Raw genomic sequence first — 16,702 nt, 5'->3', positions numbered from 1 at the left:
GGTTACTCCCAAGCCGCCTTGGCAATATGCAACCCGTGCTGCCCCTTATAGGCAGCACGCTCCGGCTGGCTCCAGCCGTTCAACAACTCATCCTCCAACCGATAGATCTCAACCCCCAGCGGCCGGCACACCGTCAGCGGGTCCTGTGCATCCGGCCCCCACATCGGCAACGACAGATCGCCACCCGGGCAGGTCGATAGCGCACACAGCAAATCAATCTCGGCAAAAAACTCCAGGTAATCGCCCTTCTGCGCTGGGCAGGCTTTCATGAAGTACATATCGTCGTGATTGAGGCCTGTGCACTGGAAAATATTCAGTACGTCATGCACGTCGAATTCCGTCAGGCCGTGGGGCAGCACCGCGCGAGTCAGGTTTGAGTGACAGTGATGATGGAAATCCTCCCCCGTGAGCATGCGGTTCACATAGGGATCACAGCGCGTGCCGAGCAAATCGTGCAGGCGACCGCCATGCTCGTCGATGCCATAACTCGCCAGGCTGTCATCGGTGATGGTCACCAGGGGTCGCAGGAATGGCAGGTTCGACCATAGCCGGTCATGGGTGGTGACATGCGCGCCCTGCAATTGACGCGTGCGCGCCGCCCACAGACGTTCGCGTGGGTCGTTGGCGTTCCACACGTTGAAGTCACCCACCTGCGGCCCCACCGGCGTGGTGACACGAAACACATGCCCGGCCGGCACCTTCCACGCCCTCCCCGTGCGAATCGGCACCTCGAACTGCTCGATCAACGTACGCTGGTCTTTTCGTTCACGAATGCGCTCGTAAAATGCCACGTCGACCTGCAACGCCGAACCTTTGCTGACCTGATAAGCGGCCGGATAGTCTTTGTACATGATTCAGATCCTCGATCAGGGGTGGGTAAACAGGGCCAACGACAGGCGTTCCGAATCCTCCAGGTACACGCGCATCGCATCACCTGCCGCGGGTTTATCGCCTTGGACCAGTAACGCGTAGATCTCACGATCGCGCTCCAGCCAGGGCGACTGGAAGCGCTGCTCATCGGGCGCCGCGCAAAACACCAGGCGCAACTGAGCGATCACCTGGGCGAAAAACTCATCGAACAAAGGGCTGCGCATCAGCCCGACAATCTGTTGATGGAACAACAGGCTGTGGGTCGCCACCGCCCGCCAATCCTCGCGCTCGCGAGCCAGGGTCGTGGCCTCGATCGCGTTCTGCATGCGCTCGGATTGATCCCCCGTCAGCACGCCGCTCTGGACAATAGCCTGCAACTCCAAGGTGCGGCGGACGACAAACAGATCACGCACTTCCTCGCGCTCCAACCGGCGGACCATCACCCCTTTGTTACGCACATAGCGGGTCAAGCCCTCCTGCCCCAAACGATGCAACGCCTCGCGAATCGTATTGCGCGACGCGTTGTAGGCCCTGACCAGATCCGCCTCGACCAACGCCATCCCTGGCAAAAGCCGGCCACCGATAATGTCGGCCCGCAGCTCCAGGGCAATCTGGTCAGCTAAAGACAAACTGAGCGTCATCATCACCTCACGATTGTTGAACAATCCATGCGGAAGACGTAATCACGTTTCATGCCAAAGCCTATAGCGCCGAGTAGATGTGTAAAAAGAAACAACTTTCGTTAAAGTGCCGCCACGTCTCACGAGGCAACCTCATGCGTTACTCACCCGACCGTAAAGCCCAGACCCACCAACGCATCATCAAGGAAGCCTCCGCACGCTTTCGCCGCGACGGTATAAGCGCCACCGGCCTGCAGCCGCTGATGAAAGCGCTGAACCTGACCCACGGTGGGTTCTATGCGCACTTCAAATCCAAGGATGAACTGGTGGAGAAAGCTCTGCAGGCAGCCGCGGCGGAGTTGGATGCCCATTGCGAAATGCTGTTCAGCCAGGAACGGCCGCTGCAGGCATTTATTGATAGCTACCTGTCGGAATGGCACCTGACCTCACCGGATCAGGGATGCCCGCTGCCCACCATGTCTTCGGAACTGGGCCTGAGGGGCCAACCGAGTACAACCACCGACGACGTGCTTGGCGCAAGGCTCAAGCAGATTGAAACGGCGTTAGGTGATGGACGTGGCGATGCGCAAAGCCTGGTGATGATGTCGACCCTGGTGGGTGCATTGGTACTGGCCAGGAGTGTCGAGAATACGGAACTGTCCGCGCGCATCATGGAAGTGGCACGTGAGAGCCTGAAGGCGCAGATTCCAGAAAACGAAAAGGCCGGTCAGTGACCGGCCTCCTCCCCTTAGTTGATCGAGAGCCTCTCGCGGTTCTTCTCCAACAGCGCCTTGCCGATGCCCTTTACCTCCAGTAACTCATCCACCGCCGCGAACGGCCCGTTGCTTTCGCGGTAGGCAATGATCGCCTTGGCCTTGGCGGCACCGATGCCGAAGAGATCACGACGCAGGGTTTCGGCGTCGGCGGCATTCAGGTTGACCTTGGCGGCTTGCTCGACCTGCACCATCTGCGCCGCCATGGGGGTTGGGGGTTCGGGTTTGATCGACGGGGCAGCGGTGGTGGTGACGGAGAGCGTGGTGAGGAAGGCGAAGATTAGGGAGGAGAGGTAGGTGTTTTGCATTGGTGACGCTCCATGACATTGGTAAGAGAAAAGCAGCTTTCCGAAGCTGCTTTTCTAAATTAGGTGATGTTGGCAGGCCGTCAAAAAAGACTCGGTTACAAGACATGTAGAACCGCGAAGTAGACGCTCGTTCACTGGCATGCTCAGCGGCATGAATGCATCGAGCGTTGAACGATGCGAACGGCACAGTAAAGACCTTTCAGTGAAAAATGGTCTCGAGTCATGGTATGAGTTAAAATTTGTCAGGTCCCTGATGTGGGGTAAGCTATGGCGTTGGGCATGCGGCTAGGCTGAGTGAAACACAATTTTATGATTTCAAGTTTGGCTCAACCACTCTGGATAACAGCCGCAACAACTCGAGCCCCAAACGGAGACCGTTTTCACGATGGGACTAGAAAAACACAGCCAGTATGCAAAAGACGCTATCACGATGCTGTGGTGCCCGTCGCTATTAACAACCTGAAATACTTGAGATAGACATCATTATTCAGGCGAACATCCATTGGCAAAGTCAATACTCAAAGTTTCGAAAACAATTATGGAAGAACAAATGATTAAGAAAGCACTCATTACCGGTGTTACAGGACAAGATGGCGCTTATCTTGCAGAATTCTTACTGAATAAAGGTTACGAAGTTCACGGTATTAAACGCCGTAGCTCACTATTCAACACCGCTCGAATCGACCATCTTTTTCATGATGTTCACGACAAAGGGTTACCTTTTTTCCTCCATCACGGAGACATGACCGACTCATCAAGCCTGACCCACATAATTCAGAAAGTTCAACCGGATGAGATCTACAACCTTGCAGCGCAAAGTCATGTGGCGGTCTCGTTTGAAGAACCTGAATATACCGCAAACTCAGACGCACTCGGCTCCCTGCGTATCCTAGAAGCAATTCGGATTCTTGGCCTCGAGAAAAAAACCCGGTTCTACCAAGCGTCAACCTCAGAGCTTTATGGCTTGGTTCAAGAAACACCACAGAAAGAAACTACGCCTTTTTACCCACGTAGCCCTTATGCAGTCGCGAAGCTGTATGCCTATTGGATCACCGTCAATTATCGCGAAGCTTATGGCATTTACGCTTGCAATGGTATTTTGTTCAATCATGAAAGCCCGATTCGCGGTGAGACTTTTGTAACACGTAAAATTACCCGTGCTCTCTCCCGCATCAAACTTGGCCTGCAAGAATGTCTCTATCTAGGCAATATGGATTCGCTTAGAGACTGGGGCCACGCCAAAGACTACATCGAAATGCAGTGGTTGATGCTTCAACAGGAAAAACCCGAAGACTTCGTCATCGCAACGGGCGTCCAATACAGCGTACGTGATTTTGTAAACGCTGCCGCTAAAGAGCTGGGTATAGCCATCACTTGGAAAGGTGAAGGCGAGGATGAAAAAGGCTATGACGATGCTGGCAAATGCATCGTTGCAGTTGATCCACGGTACTTCCGTCCTACCGAAGTTGAAACGCTGTTGGGTGATGCGTCTAAAGCGAAGGAGAAGCTTGGCTGGAGCCCAAAGATCACGTTTGCTGAACTCGTCAATGAAATGGTACATGAAGACCTGAAAAGTGCCCAACGAGATGAGCTGATCAAACAGCACGGATACCCTACATTCAGCTATAATGAATAACTGTATTTGGCAATCTATTAGATGAATAAGATACGAATATTGTTGACCGGTGGCAGCGGCATGGTGGGACGAAATCTCCTCGAGCACTCCTGCATTGACAATTTTGAAGTGCTCGCTCCGGCAAGTAGCGAGTTAAACCTACTTGATTTCAATGCAGTTCAGGAATATCTCGAGCGATATGAGCCAAACTTGATAATCCATGCAGCGGGTAAAGTTGGTGGTATTCAAGCCAATATCAGAGAGCCTGTAAGGTTTCTTCTGGACAACCTTGATATGGGTCGTAATATCGTATGGGCAGCTCGCACGGCTGGCGTAAAACGCCTAATCAACCTGGGTAGTTCCTGCATGTACCCACGCAACCATTCTGAGCCTCTTAGCGAAGATATGGTGTTGAAAGGCGAGCTGGAGCCAACCAATGAGGGATACGCGCTAGCTAAAGTAACTACAGCTCGCCTATGTGAATATATCGCGCGCGAGAATGCTAACTTTCAATACAAGACCTTAATCCCATGTAATATTTTCGGCCGCTTTGACAAATTCGAGCCTTCACACTCACATCTACTGCCTGCGATCATCCATAAGATTCACATAGCAAAGATGAATAATGATCCAACCGTGGAAATATGGGGCGACGGCACCGCTAGGCGTGAGTTTATGTATGGTGGAGATCTGGCTGACGCTATCATGCAGGCAACAAGCAAATTTGACTCGCTCCCCTTAAATATGAACATAGGCCTAGGACACGACCACTCAATTAACGAGTATTATCACGCCGCTGCCGCAGTGATGGACTACAAAGGCCAATTCATGCATGACACTACTAAACCCGTTGGAATGGCTCGCAAACTAGTGAGTATTGAACGCCAGTCGCTGTGGGGCTGGAAGCCGCGCCATACCCTGCAAGAGGGCATTGAAAAGACCTACAGCTATTATCTGGAGCATCAACAATGAGCATTAAATTTCCTCTAGCTGCTTCTTCCTGGGAAAAAGAAGAACTCGACGCAATGCAACGTGTCATTGCCACCGGTATGTTCACAATGGGCGAAAACGTAAAAGCATTTGAAAAAGATTTTGCGCAGTTCGTAGGCAGTAAGCATTGTGTAATGGTCAACTCCGGATCCTCCGCAAACCTGCTGATCGTCGCCGCCCTTTTTTATACTAAAAACGCTGATTTGAAACTGCAACGCGGTGATGAAATCATCGTGCCTGCCGTATCATGGAGCACTACCTATTACCCGCTTTATCAATACGGCTTGAAAATCAAGTTCGTTGATATTGATCTTCACACCTTAAATTATGATCTTGAACAGCTGGCCCTTGCGGTAACTGATAAGACTCGAGCCATTATGGCCGTAAACCTTCTCGGCAACCCAAACGACTTCGAACGCATTCAGGAGATCATCGGTGACCGCAAGATTGTTCTGATTGAAGACAACTGTGAGTCTATGGGAGCAACTTACAACGGCAAACAAGCTGGCACCTTCGGCGTCATGGGTAGTTTCAGCTCCTTTTTCAGCCATCACATTTCGACGATGGAAGGAGGCTTGATAGTCACCGACGACGAAGAGCTGTATCAAATTTTACTCTCCCTACGGGCCCATGGCTGGACTCGAAATCTGCCCAAGCAAAACCTTATATGTAGCGAAAAAAGTGATGATCCATTCGAGGAGTCATTTCGTTTCGTTTTGCCTGGCTACAATGTCCGACCACTGGAGCTCGAGGGCGCGCTAGGCGTAGAGCAGGTCAAGCGTCTTCCAACACTCATTCAGGAGCGGCGCAAAAACGGCGCTCTACTACAAGCAGCCATGGCAGCTCACCCGGAAATCATTATTCAAGAAGAGATTGGCGAATCCAGTTGGTTTGGTTTCAGCTTAGTAATACGTCCAGGAAGCAAGTTGACGCGCAAGACTCTTGTAGAAAAGCTGAACGAACTTGGATTTGAATGCCGCCCTATCGTGGCCGGAAACTTCGCTAAAAACGAGGTGGTAAAGTATTTTGATTCTGAGGTTCATGGTGAACTGAAGAACGCCGAACATATCGATAAATTTGGCCTGTTTGTTGGCAATCACCACTATTCGATCTCGGAGGCATTCTCACTGCTTAACAGCATCCGAGCCTGACTCAATTTTAAAGCACCATAACACGCCAGGAAAGGTGCAGGATTTTACAGCCACGACAATCATAATTGTCGTCTGTAAACTTTCCCGCACCGGTCGCTGAAAACCGCTCGAAAATCAAACGCTTCATCGCCCGCAATTTCGGAATTTCACCTAACATCGAAGATGCTTTATAGAATCAAGAAAATAAAGATCCGCCTTGGGTAACTTAAAATTTCCGAGACCTGCAAAGTTCTCATACATTTTACTTTTCATGCTCAAGCGATGCCCCAACCAAAACTCAATCTCATAGCCACACAGGCAGCTAAATTTCAAGGTTCGAATCGACGCTGCTGATAAATCCAATCAACGATTTCCCCATCTGGTGCATAACCGCTGACTGTTTCACGTAGTAGCTGCCGAACACGGGCATAGTCATCTTTATCCACCGCCACAAGCAAATCAGCGAGTTTAACCTTAAGGGCCTCCCAAGATAAATAATCTTCATTGGCTCTCATAATCATCGGGTGCTGCGTTGCGACGACGTTGTCACCAATGAGCAACTCTTCGTAGAGTTTTTCTCCAGGTCGCAAACCAGAGAATTCAATTGAAATATCTCCATGAGGTTTTTTCTCTGAGCGAACGCTCAAACCAGAAAGATGAATCATCTTCTCGGCTAGTTCGATAATCTTTACTGGCTCTCCCATATCCAAAACAAAAACATCCCCGCCTTGCCCCAAGGAGCCTGCCTGGATCACCAATTGGGCGGCTTCGGGAATCGTCATAAAATAACGAGTGATTTTCGGGTGGGTGACAGTGAGCGGGCCACCCGATTTGATTTGTTTGTAAAATAACGGGATAACTGAACCAGAAGAACCAAGAACGTTTCCAAAGCGAACCATAGTAAAACGCGTCTTATTGACCCGTGAAATGTTGGACATTTCCCCGAACAACACAGGAGCCAACTCCTGACTAAGAGCTTGCAGCGTCAACTCAGCTAGGCGTTTTGTGCTACCCATGACGTTGGTAGGGCGGACGGCTTTGTCAGTAGAGATCAGTACAAAATTCGCGACGCCCACCTGCAATGCTGCCTGGGCAGTGTTGAGTGTCCCAATTACATTATTTAATACGCCCTCTGCGATATTGTGCTCAACCATAGGCACGTGCTTATAGGCAGCAGCATGATAGACTGTGTCAACGCGCCAGGTCCTCATAACGTCCACTAGTTTTTTCTCATTACGCACAGAGCCCAAAATTGGAAGCAATTTGACAGGCAAAGACTCCCTGGTAATTCGCAACTCCAATTCGGACAAAATGCTATATAAGTTAAACTCACTGTGCTCGAATAATAACAATGTTGTTGGGTGTAAATTCAGTATCTGTCGACAGAGTTCAGAGCCAATTGAGCCTCCTGCCCCTGTAACCAATACACAATGCCCCTTGATACAGCGCTCCAGCAAGTCGCTTTGAGCCGGCACTGCGTCCCGTCCAAGTAGATCCGCTATATCAACTTCCTGGATGTCATCTACTTTTACACGCCCACTGGCGAGATCCATAAATCCTGGAACACTTCGAACATGTAAAGGGAAACCTTCGAGAAAACCCAGAATTTCCCGTCGGCGACCGCGATTGGAGGAAGGAATGGCGAGTAAAATTTCCTGAGCGCCTGTTGCATCAATCATGCGCTGAATATGTTTGGGCTTATAAACCTGCAATCCAGAAATTACTCGGTCGGAAATACTGGTGTCGTCATCAATGAAAGCGACAGGACGCATGACACGCCCCATGCGCAATGCCGCAACCAATTGGTTACCAGCGGCGCCCGCACCGTAAACAGCAACCCTGGGCAGACCATCCTCACGGCTGGTGAAGGGCATATGCTGCGCTGCAGCAAACCAATCCCCAAGAAAATACTGGCGCATTGCCATTCGCAGCCCGCCGACCAGGATCAAGCTGAGCCACCAGTAGTTAAAAACGATAGATCTAGGAATCACATTCTGGTGGTTACTATACCAATAGACAACAACACCCAGAATTAACGACGATAAACTGACAGCCTTGATAATGGCAATAAGTGCGTCGTTACCAAAATAGCGCATAACAGCGCGGTACATTCCAAAGCGTATAAAAAGCGGGATCGCTACGATAGGTGCGCTCAAAAACAACCAAAAGTGCGTAGTAAAGGGATTGATCAACTCATCCAGACCCAATCGCACCAAAAAAGCCATCCATAGCGCGACCCAGACCAGCAAAATATCAGCTACAACTTGGAGGATGCGCTTTTGCCTACGTGGTAGGCTCAGCAATAACTCTCTGACTTTTTCCATAATTTTCAATACCTTATGAGCCCCCTGAATCTAATGCAACAAGCCATTGATTCCTTTGAACCAGCATCTCGACGGTCACTCGAGAAATGATAAATCTCGCTCAAGACGTCTAACCATCTATTTTACCAGCACCATACTTATAAGCTAAGACTACCAACGGCAGATAAGCAATAACGACTCCCAATAGACCATTTAGTCCAAAGACAGCTATACAAATAGCTATTGGGAACAGCCATAATATATTGATAGCGGCAACAATCCCGGTCACCGACAAGTGATTACCGGCTTTACGTGCCGCATGCTGGTAAGCATGACTCCGATGAGCCTCATACACCCTATGCCCTTGTAACAAGCGAGAAAATAAAGTGAACGTTGCATCAACTACAAATACACCTAAAAGAACCAACCATACCCACAGAAAAACCGGGCTTTTCCAAGCAGCGTAAAGCGAGAAAACTCCCATCACCGCCCCCAAAAATCCGCTGCCTGCATCGCCCATAAAAATACGTGCTGGCGGGAAATTCCAGACAAGAAATCCACTGACGGCCATTGCCAAGAGCAAAGGCGGCCCAATTAAACCTGCAAAGCCGGTTAACCAGTAAATAATACAAACCCCAACACAAGTACATATAGCCTCTACGCTTGCGAGTCCATCTATACCATCCATAAAGTTATATAGATTCAACAACCATACAAGGTAGAAGGCAGACACAATTACGCCGAACCATTGCAGATCAATCACGCCCCCCCAAAACTCAATTGGGGGAAGGCCTCCCAGCCAGTACAATGCCCATACGGCACACAGAAAGTGACCAAGCAGCCGCCAGCGGGCCGCAATATGACCATGATCATCAAGAAATCCTAGGGCTGCGACGCCTAAACCTGTTCCGAGCACGGACCAGATCGCGGGCCATTCCAAATCCCCTATTACACCGAAGATAGGCACGAACAGCAAAAAAACCAGCACTATCGAGACTCCACCGCCTCTAGGTGTAGGAACCGAGTGCGAACTGCGTGAGTTAGGAACGTCGATGAGGCTTCGACTAAGGGCGTAACGGCGAAGGCCACCAGTCAACAACGCGGACGAAACGACAGCAAGAGGAAATAAAAGCCATACACTCATATAAAAGTCACGCCCTTAAAGCTACAGAAAGTTAATTTCATGGCCTTAGCGCCCGAAATGCGCGACCACATTCTTGCAGAGCAAACCCGGGGAGCAGCGGCGGGACCCAGTCGAGCAGAGAGTTGGCTTTGCATGAGTCAATAACCAGAGACTCACATAACTGTGTATACATACCCGGCCTGCCAAGCATATTTGCCCCCCATCGCATCAACACCGGCGGACAAGGAAGCAAACGAGTTTTCACGCCCATTCCAATAGCTAGGTGCGAAATTATCTCTGCCGTTGACAGTGCAATGCCGTCAGAAATGAGAAATAGCTGATTCGCAGCACCCGGGTGAGTGATGCATTGGCGCAAAAAGTGCGCCAGATTCTCTAGGGAGATCATACTTCTTGAGTTTTTCACCGAAGCAAAAGGCAAAGGCAAACCGTATGATACCAATTTAAGCAGTCGCCCGAAGTTCCCAGGAGCCTGGGCACCATAGACGAGTGGAGGCCGAACAATCACCCACTCCATCGTAGAGCCTTGAGCTGTTTGACGTAGTGCCTGCTCGGCCTCCAACTTGGAAACGGCATAGTCTGCATGAGGTGTGGGGATAGATTCCTCCTCAAATGGTTTATCGATGGTGCGAGCACCATTGACCCCAATCGAGCTAATGAGGATAAAGCGCTTCACCCCGGCATCACGCGCTTGTCTGGCAAGCGCCGTGGTTCCTTCAAGATTTACGGCCCTAAACTTTGCAAGTGCGTCCGCAGCCGCCTCACCTATGACATGCGCCCGACCGGCCAAATGGACAACTACATCCACCCCCTCAAGCGCACGTGTCCAATCAACCCCTTCGCTGATGTCTCCCATGACAACAACATCAACGTGCGGCTCGCTGTAGCTCTGAGAGTTACGCAGCGCGGCCACTATATCAATCCCGTCAGAATCTGCGCACGCACGAATTAAACCGCGCCCAACGAATCCAGTGGCTCCCGTTACCAGAACACGCATATCACACCTTGGTCACGTCTGAATAAACGTTGATTGTTCGCTGAAGCATCAACTCAAAAGTGAAATCATTAAAAAATCTCGATTTAGCCACGATGCCCATCCTCGCACGCAAATCTCGCGAACCGATTAAAGTGCTCAATGCGGATACCAGGCCATCATGATCATGCTTGTCCACCAATATTCCGGTTTCATGCTGCGTAACAGCCTCAGGAACGCCACCTACGCGCGACGCGATTACCGGCAAACCAGAACGCATCGCTTCTAATACAGTTAATGGCAGCCCTTCCCAATTTGAAATAAGGCAAAAAACATCAGATTTAGACAACCGTTCAGAGACATCAGAACAAGCTCCTGGGAAGAAAATTTTATCCTCCAAACCCAGTTCAGTTACGAGGCGTTTAACCTGCGGCATAGTCGGGCCGTCCCCCACGAAATCCATAGTCCAATCACTGCGAGCCAATGACGCCAAGGCACGGACTAAAAATACATGGTCTTTGGGTATATCAAATCTAGCGACCATTATGAGCCGCGTTACATCGCACTCTCTCACGACGGAAGATTTTTCCTTTAACGAAGGCATTCCATTATGAATCGTGACAATTAGATCTGCATCGCCCACGCCTGACCTTAGCGCCAAAGAACGATCATAGTCAGAGACGGTAATAATTTTACTGGCGAGGTTCGCAACCGCACGCTCAATACAACGATACAAAATGCGCCGGGACCTTGATACACCTTCGGTAAAAGCCCAACCATGGGCTGTAAAAACACATGGAATGGACAGTGCTTTTGCAACCAAACGCCCTATTATTCCGGCCTTTGAAGAATGCGCGTGAATAAGGTTTGGCTTCCATTCCAACACAATACGCCTTAGCTCCAAATAAAAGCGAAAATCGCTGATTACATTCAAAGGTCGAACCAGATGTGTCGCGCTAATGCATGCAAGCCCTCGCTCTCTGGCCCGATCGACAAAAACCCCGAAGCCGCCGACAACGATGACTACGTCATGTCCTGCAGCTTGGGCGCCGGCGGCGAGATCAAGAAGGTGGACACTCGCCCCACCAATGACATCGGAACGGGTAATAACATACAAAACTCTCAATTTTCTTCCTCCCCACCATAACCATAGGGATTCAGAGTTTGCCAACGCCAGGAATCTGCAACCATTGCATTCAAATCCAACGATGCGACCCAACCCAGGTCTCTTTTTGCTTTGGACGGATCGGACCAGCACTCGGCTAAATCACCAGGACGACGCGTAAGGTATTGAAAGGGTATATCTACTTGGCTAACTGTAGAGAAAGCGTTGATTACCTCCAGAACCGAATAGCCACTCCCCGTACCCAAATTCCACAAGAAGCAGCCGCTATGCGTATCAAGATAACTCAAGGCAGCCAAATGTCCCTTGGCCAGATCCACGACATGGATATAGTCTCTAATACCGGTGCCATCGGGCGTCGGATAATCATTGCCAAAAATAAACACGGAGGGACGTAGACCAACAGCAACCTGGCTAATGTAAGGAAACAAGTTGTTAGGTGTACCCTTGGGATGCTCTCCTATCAATCCGCTTGCGTGAGCACCTACAGGATTAAAATAACGCAGAATGGCGATAGACCATTGTGCGTCGGAATGAGCCAAATCGAACAACATCTGCTCGACCATCAACTTAGAGCGCCCATAAGGGTTGATGGGCAAAGCGCTGCGAGAGTCTTCCCGAAGCGGCATTTCACGAGAATCGCCATATACGGTCGCAGAAGAGCTGAATACCAACTTATAAACATTCATACTGGCCATGATCTGACAGAGCACAATCGAACCAAGCACGTTATTAGTATAATACTTCAGAGGCTGTTCAACACTTTCGCCTACCGCTTTAGCGCCTGCAAAATGAATCACAAAATCAATCGAGTAGTTGCTAAATAGTTTAGTGAGTAACTCGGCATCGCAGACACTCCCCTCAAAGAAGATAGGGCTAACACCGGTAATATCTTTGATTCTAACCAGCACTTCACTAGAACTATTACTTAGATCATCAAGGACAACCACTTGGTAGCCCACTTGAAGACACTCTACAAGTGTATGAGAACCAATATAACCGGCCCCTCCAGTAACTAAAACCGTTTTCAAGACACCACCTCACACCCGAACTATTTTTTTGACTTTAAAAAAACTTTAAACACCGACAAAAACACATTGAGCAGCCTACTGAGACTAGGCTCGATCAAAAACTCTCTCAAAAAATATGAAGCAACTTCTGCGTAGGCCTGACGGCTGCCTTTTGATTGAAAATCGGAAACCCTATAATCAATCATTGGAAATGACGTAAATACACACTTTACATCAATACGCTTCGCCAAGCGTATCCAAAGATCATAATCCTCACTCTGAAAACCACCCAAGTACCCTCCGACAGATAAAATCAGGTCCCTCCTGATTACCATCGCCGGATGGACAAAAGGGTTAGAGTAAGAAACTTTAGAACGCCAATTGTGCTCTTCCAACACGCGAGCGCCGATGACTCTACCAGCAGCATCAATTATTCGGCAAGATCCAGCAACAATATCTGTAGCAGGATCCTTTAGAATAAGCTTATAAGACTCCTCAAGCCTATCCACATGGCAGATATCGTCACTATCAAATCTAACTATATACTTACCCTTCGCACTATTGACACCAAAGTTCAAATTAAAGGATAACTGACCTATTTCTGTACGAAGCAATAAAATTCTCGAATCTTTTATCTCGACAACAGAATCATATAATTCATCCGAACACCGATTCAAGACGATAATAAACTCAAAAGAACTGAAACTTTGCGCCAAAACACTTTCAATCGCCTGATGAATATACCCATCATCGCGATTACAACACATTACAACACTGAAAAAAGGCTGCTGAGCATCGTCAAACTCCGCCATTTCAACACCGCCCGTAACTATCTGAAAACCTGACAATATCATCCTCTCCGAGGTAGGACCCCGACTGCACTTCAATAAGTTCAAGTGGTATGACCCCCGGATTTTCCAGCGCGTGGACTCCACCTATCGGGATATAGGTAGATTGATTTTCAGTCACGAGGTAAGTCTTTTCTCCATTTGTAACTTTTGCAGTACCACTGACGACGATCCAATGTTCAGCACGGTGGTGGTGCATTTGTACTGATAACTTGTGCCCTGGCTTAACCGTTATTCTTTTTACCTGGTACCGCAGACCACTATCGATAGCATCATAGACTCCCCAAGGGATGGTCTGAAGTAGCCATGTATTTCCCCGGCATACCACCTAGCGCAACTTTTAAACTCGCCAAATGATCAAAAAACAATCAATTCGACGAGTATTTCTTACGTTTTCGCCACCCGGACCCCACTCCGGTGGCCATTTCCCGCATTACAGGCGCACCTCTCCTGCATTCGTCAGTAAATGTCGGCGCGCCATCCACAGGTTCGACAGAGCGAACAGTGTCACCAGTTGCGCCGTGTTTTTGGCCAAGCCGCGAAAGCGCACCTTGGTGTAACCGAACTGGCGCTTGATTACCCGGAACGGATGCTCGACCTTGGCGCGCACCTGAGCCTTGGCCTTTTCAATCTTGCGCTTGGCTTTGTACAGCACGCTGCGCTTATCGAGTTTTTTGTAGGTGCTGCGGCGTGCCGCCACCTGCCAGATAACTTCACGTCCTTCATGCTCGGGCCGCTTTTCGACACCGGTGTAGCCTGCATCGGCGCAGACCACGTTTTCGTCGCCATGCAGCAATTTGTCCACCTGGGTGACATCCGCCACATTGGCCGCCGTGCCCACTACGCTGTGCACCAGACCCGATTCGTCATCGGCGCCGATGTGGGCCTTCATGCCAAAATAATACTGGTTTCCCTTCTTGGTCTGGTGCATTTCCGGGTCGCGCTTGCCGTCCTTGTTCTTGGTCGAACTGGGCGCATTGATCAGCGTTGCATCGACGATGGTGCCCTGGCGCAGCGACAGGCCGCGGTCGCCCAGATAGCCATTGATGACAGCGAGGATGCCGGCCGCCAGCTCGTGTTTCTCCAGCAAGCGGCGGAAGTTGAGAATGGTGGTTTCGTCGGGGATGCGCTCCAGGTTCAGCCCGGCAAACTGGCGCAGGATCGTGGTTTCGTACAGCGCTTCCTCCATCGCTGGATCGCTGTAGCCGAACCAGTTCTGCAGCAGATGCACACGCAGCATCGCCATCAACGGGTAGGCCGGACGGCCACCTTCACCTTTCGGATAATGTGGCTCGATCAAAGCAATCAAGCCCTTCCACGGCACCACCCGATCCATCTCGATCAGGAACAACTCCTTGCGGGTTTGCTTGCGCTTGCCAGCGTACTCGGCGTCGGCGAAGGTCATCTGCTTCATCGGGAAACTCGGTGGGTGGGGTCGCGGTATTTTGCCAAATCAGAAAGTCTTTTTCAGAGTTTCCCAAGGTCTGTAGACCTCGCGATGAGACATATGCTCTTTCCTTCCGTCCGCCTTCAATTTTTCAACTATTTCTTTTACATCCTGAACATGATCTTTATGAGCTACAAGTACCGCATCTTTGGTTTCGACAACGATAAGATCATTAATACCAACCGTTGAAACCAAGCGGCTTTCCGAATAAACATAACTGTTAGAAGTGCCTACCGAGATCACATCGCCTGTCAGTAAATTGCCATCTTCGGAATGAGTACCAGCCTCCCACAGGGCCGCCCACGAGCCGATATCGCTCCAGTTTGCATCCAGTGGAACCATGACAGCTTGCTGAGTTTTCTCCATCACTGCATAATCAATCGAATTATCAGGGCATTGCGAGAACGCTTCGCGGTCGATCCGAGTAAAATGCATGTCACGCTGCCCCTTCGCCAGTGCCTCACGACACCAGAAAAGAATGTCGGGCTCGAAGGCCTGCAACTCCTCCAAATAACGGCTTGCCCTGAACATAAACATGCCGCTGTTCCAATAATAACCGCCGTCAGAAAGGTAGACCTGCGCAGTTTCGGTGTTGGGCTTCTCAACAAAACGAGTAACTTCAAACCCTCCATTTCCAACTGAAGGTCCCTGCCGCAAATAGCCATAGCCGGTTTCAGGCCTTGTGGGCGTGATACCGAAGGAAACCAGTTTACCCGCCTCAGCCAATACCATCGCAGTCCGTATCCCATCATGGAAGGCTTCAATATTTTGGATGAGGTGATCAGCAGCCAATACCAACATCAGGGGGTCAGCGCCTTCGGCCGTCACCTGAAGCGCCGCCAGAGCAATCGCTGGAGCCGTATTACGGCCCATTGGCTCAAGCAGGATATTAACATCCTGGAGCCCAAGCAGACGTAATTGCTCTGCCGCCAAAAAACGATGCTCTTCGTTGCAAATCAATTGCGGCGATGCGTGGGTCAGGCCAGCCAAGCGCTTGATCGTGGCTTGCAGCATCGAAAATTGGCTATCTACCAGTGGAAGAAACTGTTTTGGGTGAAGCTGACGAGACAAAGGCCACAAGCGAGTGCCCGAACCACCCGCCATAATAATTGGAACAAACATTGATATCGTCCTTTGATTACCTTCGAGGGGGCTTATGACGTCGCATACGAAACCGAGCAGCGTGGTGAGATGGGATCTACAGTGAGCATGCCAAATGTCGCTGATCAGCAAAAATTTATGAAACCTGTGAATGGATGCAGACACGACGTAACTGACCCATTATGCGAGTATGGTGGTGGTTTTCAAGCAAGAGTTACGACCCTTCGTGTTGACGAGCAGACAATGATCCACGTGTAACCTGAGCACGCCACCTCAATCATCGAAAACGCGTCAATTCTGCCCCCAGAGCATCAGCGCTTAACTCGGCAGTCAAAGAAAATGAGTTCACTCTAGCGAAGAAGTTCGACTCAATCGCCCGAATGGCACTCAACGTCGCAAAGGCCCCCCCACAAATAAACAGCTGGGCAGTCTTGACCACAAGAAAACACC

The 16,702-nt window shown here is 50.0% G+C and carries 14 protein-coding genes and 2 pseudogenes; 4 read left to right on the top strand and 12 right to left on the bottom strand.

Annotated features, from left to right (window positions below; genetic code table 11):
* Positions 1–2 precede the first annotated feature (2 nt).
* On the bottom strand, positions 3–851 hold the full coding sequence (locus tag AB7933_RS10035; RefSeq protein ID WP_024074179.1) for an urea carboxylase-associated family protein: 849 nt from the start codon (positions 849–851) through the stop codon (positions 3–5).
* 15 nt (positions 852–866) lie between these two features.
* Positions 867–1,511: a GntR family transcriptional regulator gene (locus AB7933_RS10030; protein WP_041161123.1), complete on the bottom strand. Its 645-nt coding sequence runs from the start codon at positions 1,509–1,511 to the stop codon at positions 867–869.
* A 134-nt stretch (positions 1,512–1,645) separates the two neighbouring features.
* Between AB7933_RS10030 and AB7933_RS10025 the strand changes: the two genes are divergently transcribed.
* Positions 1,646–2,224, top strand: a complete 579-nt coding sequence (locus AB7933_RS10025) for a TetR/AcrR family transcriptional regulator (protein WP_024074177.1) — start codon at positions 1,646–1,648, stop codon at positions 2,222–2,224.
* 14 nt (positions 2,225–2,238) lie between these two features.
* On the opposite strand, the gene AB7933_RS10020 is transcribed toward AB7933_RS10025, so the two are convergent.
* A complete protein-coding gene (locus AB7933_RS10020) occupies positions 2,239–2,571 on the bottom strand; it encodes a ComEA family DNA-binding protein (RefSeq protein WP_024074176.1) in 333 nt (110 codons plus the stop codon).
* Between the two features lie 550 nt (positions 2,572–3,121).
* Between AB7933_RS10020 and gmd the strand changes: the two genes are divergently transcribed.
* The 3 genes from gmd to AB7933_RS10005 are packed head-to-tail and all read left to right on the top strand — an operon-like array spanning position 3,122 to position 6,327.
* Complete coding sequence (gene gmd, locus AB7933_RS10015; RefSeq protein WP_024074175.1) at positions 3,122–4,207, top strand: GDP-mannose 4,6-dehydratase; 1,086 nt, start codon at positions 3,122–3,124, stop codon at positions 4,205–4,207.
* Between the two features lie 21 nt (positions 4,208–4,228).
* Entirely contained in the window at positions 4,229–5,158 is a 930-nt protein-coding gene (locus AB7933_RS10010; RefSeq protein ID WP_024074174.1) for a GDP-L-fucose synthase family protein, read from the top strand.
* Entirely contained in the window at positions 5,155–6,327 is a 1,173-nt protein-coding gene (locus tag AB7933_RS10005) for a DegT/DnrJ/EryC1/StrS family aminotransferase (protein ID WP_024074173.1), read from the top strand. Before AB7933_RS10010 ends, AB7933_RS10005 begins: the two co-directional genes overlap by 4 nt.
* A 308-nt stretch (positions 6,328–6,635) precedes the next feature.
* On the opposite strand, the gene AB7933_RS10000 is transcribed toward AB7933_RS10005, so the two are convergent.
* From AB7933_RS10000 to AB7933_RS09960, 9 genes and pseudogenes are all read right to left on the bottom strand, one after another.
* Positions 6,636–8,630, bottom strand: a complete 1,995-nt coding sequence (locus AB7933_RS10000) for a polysaccharide biosynthesis protein (RefSeq protein WP_024074172.1) — start codon at positions 8,628–8,630, stop codon at positions 6,636–6,638.
* Between the two features lie 109 nt (positions 8,631–8,739).
* Positions 8,740–9,753: an MraY family glycosyltransferase gene (locus AB7933_RS09995; RefSeq protein ID WP_024074171.1), complete on the bottom strand. Its 1,014-nt coding sequence runs from the start codon at positions 9,751–9,753 to the stop codon at positions 8,740–8,742.
* 37 nt (positions 9,754–9,790) lie between these two features.
* Positions 9,791–10,747, bottom strand: coding sequence for an NAD-dependent epimerase/dehydratase family protein (locus tag AB7933_RS09990; protein WP_024074170.1), 957 nt, complete (start codon positions 10,745–10,747; stop codon positions 9,791–9,793).
* A gap of 1 nt (position 10,748) precedes the next feature.
* On the bottom strand, positions 10,749–11,849 hold the full coding sequence (locus tag AB7933_RS09985) for a glycosyltransferase family 4 protein (protein WP_024074169.1): 1,101 nt from the start codon (positions 11,847–11,849) through the stop codon (positions 10,749–10,751).
* Positions 11,846–12,877: a UDP-glucose 4-epimerase GalE gene (galE, locus tag AB7933_RS09980; protein ID WP_024074168.1), complete on the bottom strand. Its 1,032-nt coding sequence runs from the start codon at positions 12,875–12,877 to the stop codon at positions 11,846–11,848. Before galE ends, AB7933_RS09985 begins: the two co-directional genes overlap by 4 nt.
* A 20-nt stretch (positions 12,878–12,897) precedes the next feature.
* Entirely contained in the window at positions 12,898–13,704 is an 807-nt protein-coding gene (locus tag AB7933_RS09975; protein ID WP_256335409.1) for a glycosyltransferase, read from the bottom strand.
* Positions 13,670–13,993, bottom strand: a pseudogene (locus tag AB7933_RS09970) (cupin domain-containing protein); the annotation flags it as partial. The gene AB7933_RS09975 and the pseudogene AB7933_RS09970, both read right to left, overlap by 35 nt.
* A gap of 144 nt (positions 13,994–14,137) precedes the next feature.
* A complete protein-coding gene (locus AB7933_RS09965) occupies positions 14,138–15,118 on the bottom strand; it encodes an IS5-like element IS1384 family transposase (RefSeq protein ID WP_010466230.1) in 981 nt (326 codons plus the stop codon).
* A 63-nt stretch (positions 15,119–15,181) separates the two neighbouring features.
* Positions 15,182–16,273, bottom strand: a pseudogene (locus tag AB7933_RS09960) (mannose-1-phosphate guanylyltransferase/mannose-6-phosphate isomerase); the annotation flags it as partial.
* Positions 16,274–16,702: the final 429 nt, after the last annotated feature.

This window comes from Pseudomonas gorinensis (assembly GCF_042015035.1).
GTDB classification, from domain to species: Bacteria; Pseudomonadota; Gammaproteobacteria; order Pseudomonadales; family Pseudomonadaceae; genus Aquipseudomonas; species Aquipseudomonas gorinensis.
The sequence above is the reverse complement of the archived record's forward strand: the minus strand, read 5'-3'. Positions and strand labels throughout refer to the sequence as shown.

Bases quoted from the DNA above. Each gene is read 5' to 3' on its own strand.
- AB7933_RS09965 (WP_010466230.1), bottom strand. From the start codon at position 15,118: ATGAAGCAGATGACCTTCGCCGACGCCGAGTACGCTGGCAAGCGCAAG.
- gmd (WP_024074175.1), top strand. From the start codon at position 3,122: ATGATTAAGAAAGCACTCATTACCGGTGTTACAGGACAAGATGGCGCT.
- AB7933_RS09995 (WP_024074171.1), bottom strand. From the start codon at position 9,753: ATGAGTGTATGGCTTTTATTTCCTCTTGCTGTCGTTTCGTCCGCGTTG.
- AB7933_RS10020 (WP_024074176.1), bottom strand. From the start codon at position 2,571: ATGCAAAACACCTACCTCTCCTCCCTAATCTTCGCCTTCCTCACCACG.
- AB7933_RS10035 (WP_024074179.1), bottom strand. From the start codon at position 851: ATGTACAAAGACTATCCGGCCGCTTATCAGGTCAGCAAAGGTTCGGCG.
- AB7933_RS10030 (WP_041161123.1), bottom strand. From the start codon at position 1,511: ATGACGCTCAGTTTGTCTTTAGCTGACCAGATTGCCCTGGAGCTGCGG.
- AB7933_RS10025 (WP_024074177.1), top strand. From the start codon at position 1,646: ATGCGTTACTCACCCGACCGTAAAGCCCAGACCCACCAACGCATCATC.
- AB7933_RS10005 (WP_024074173.1), top strand. From the start codon at position 5,155: ATGAGCATTAAATTTCCTCTAGCTGCTTCTTCCTGGGAAAAAGAAGAA.
- AB7933_RS09990 (WP_024074170.1), bottom strand. From the start codon at position 10,747: ATGCGTGTTCTGGTAACGGGAGCCACTGGATTCGTTGGGCGCGGTTTA.
- AB7933_RS10000 (WP_024074172.1), bottom strand. From the start codon at position 8,630: ATGGAAAAAGTCAGAGAGTTATTGCTGAGCCTACCACGTAGGCAAAAG.
- AB7933_RS10010 (WP_024074174.1), top strand. From the start codon at position 4,229: ATGAATAAGATACGAATATTGTTGACCGGTGGCAGCGGCATGGTGGGA.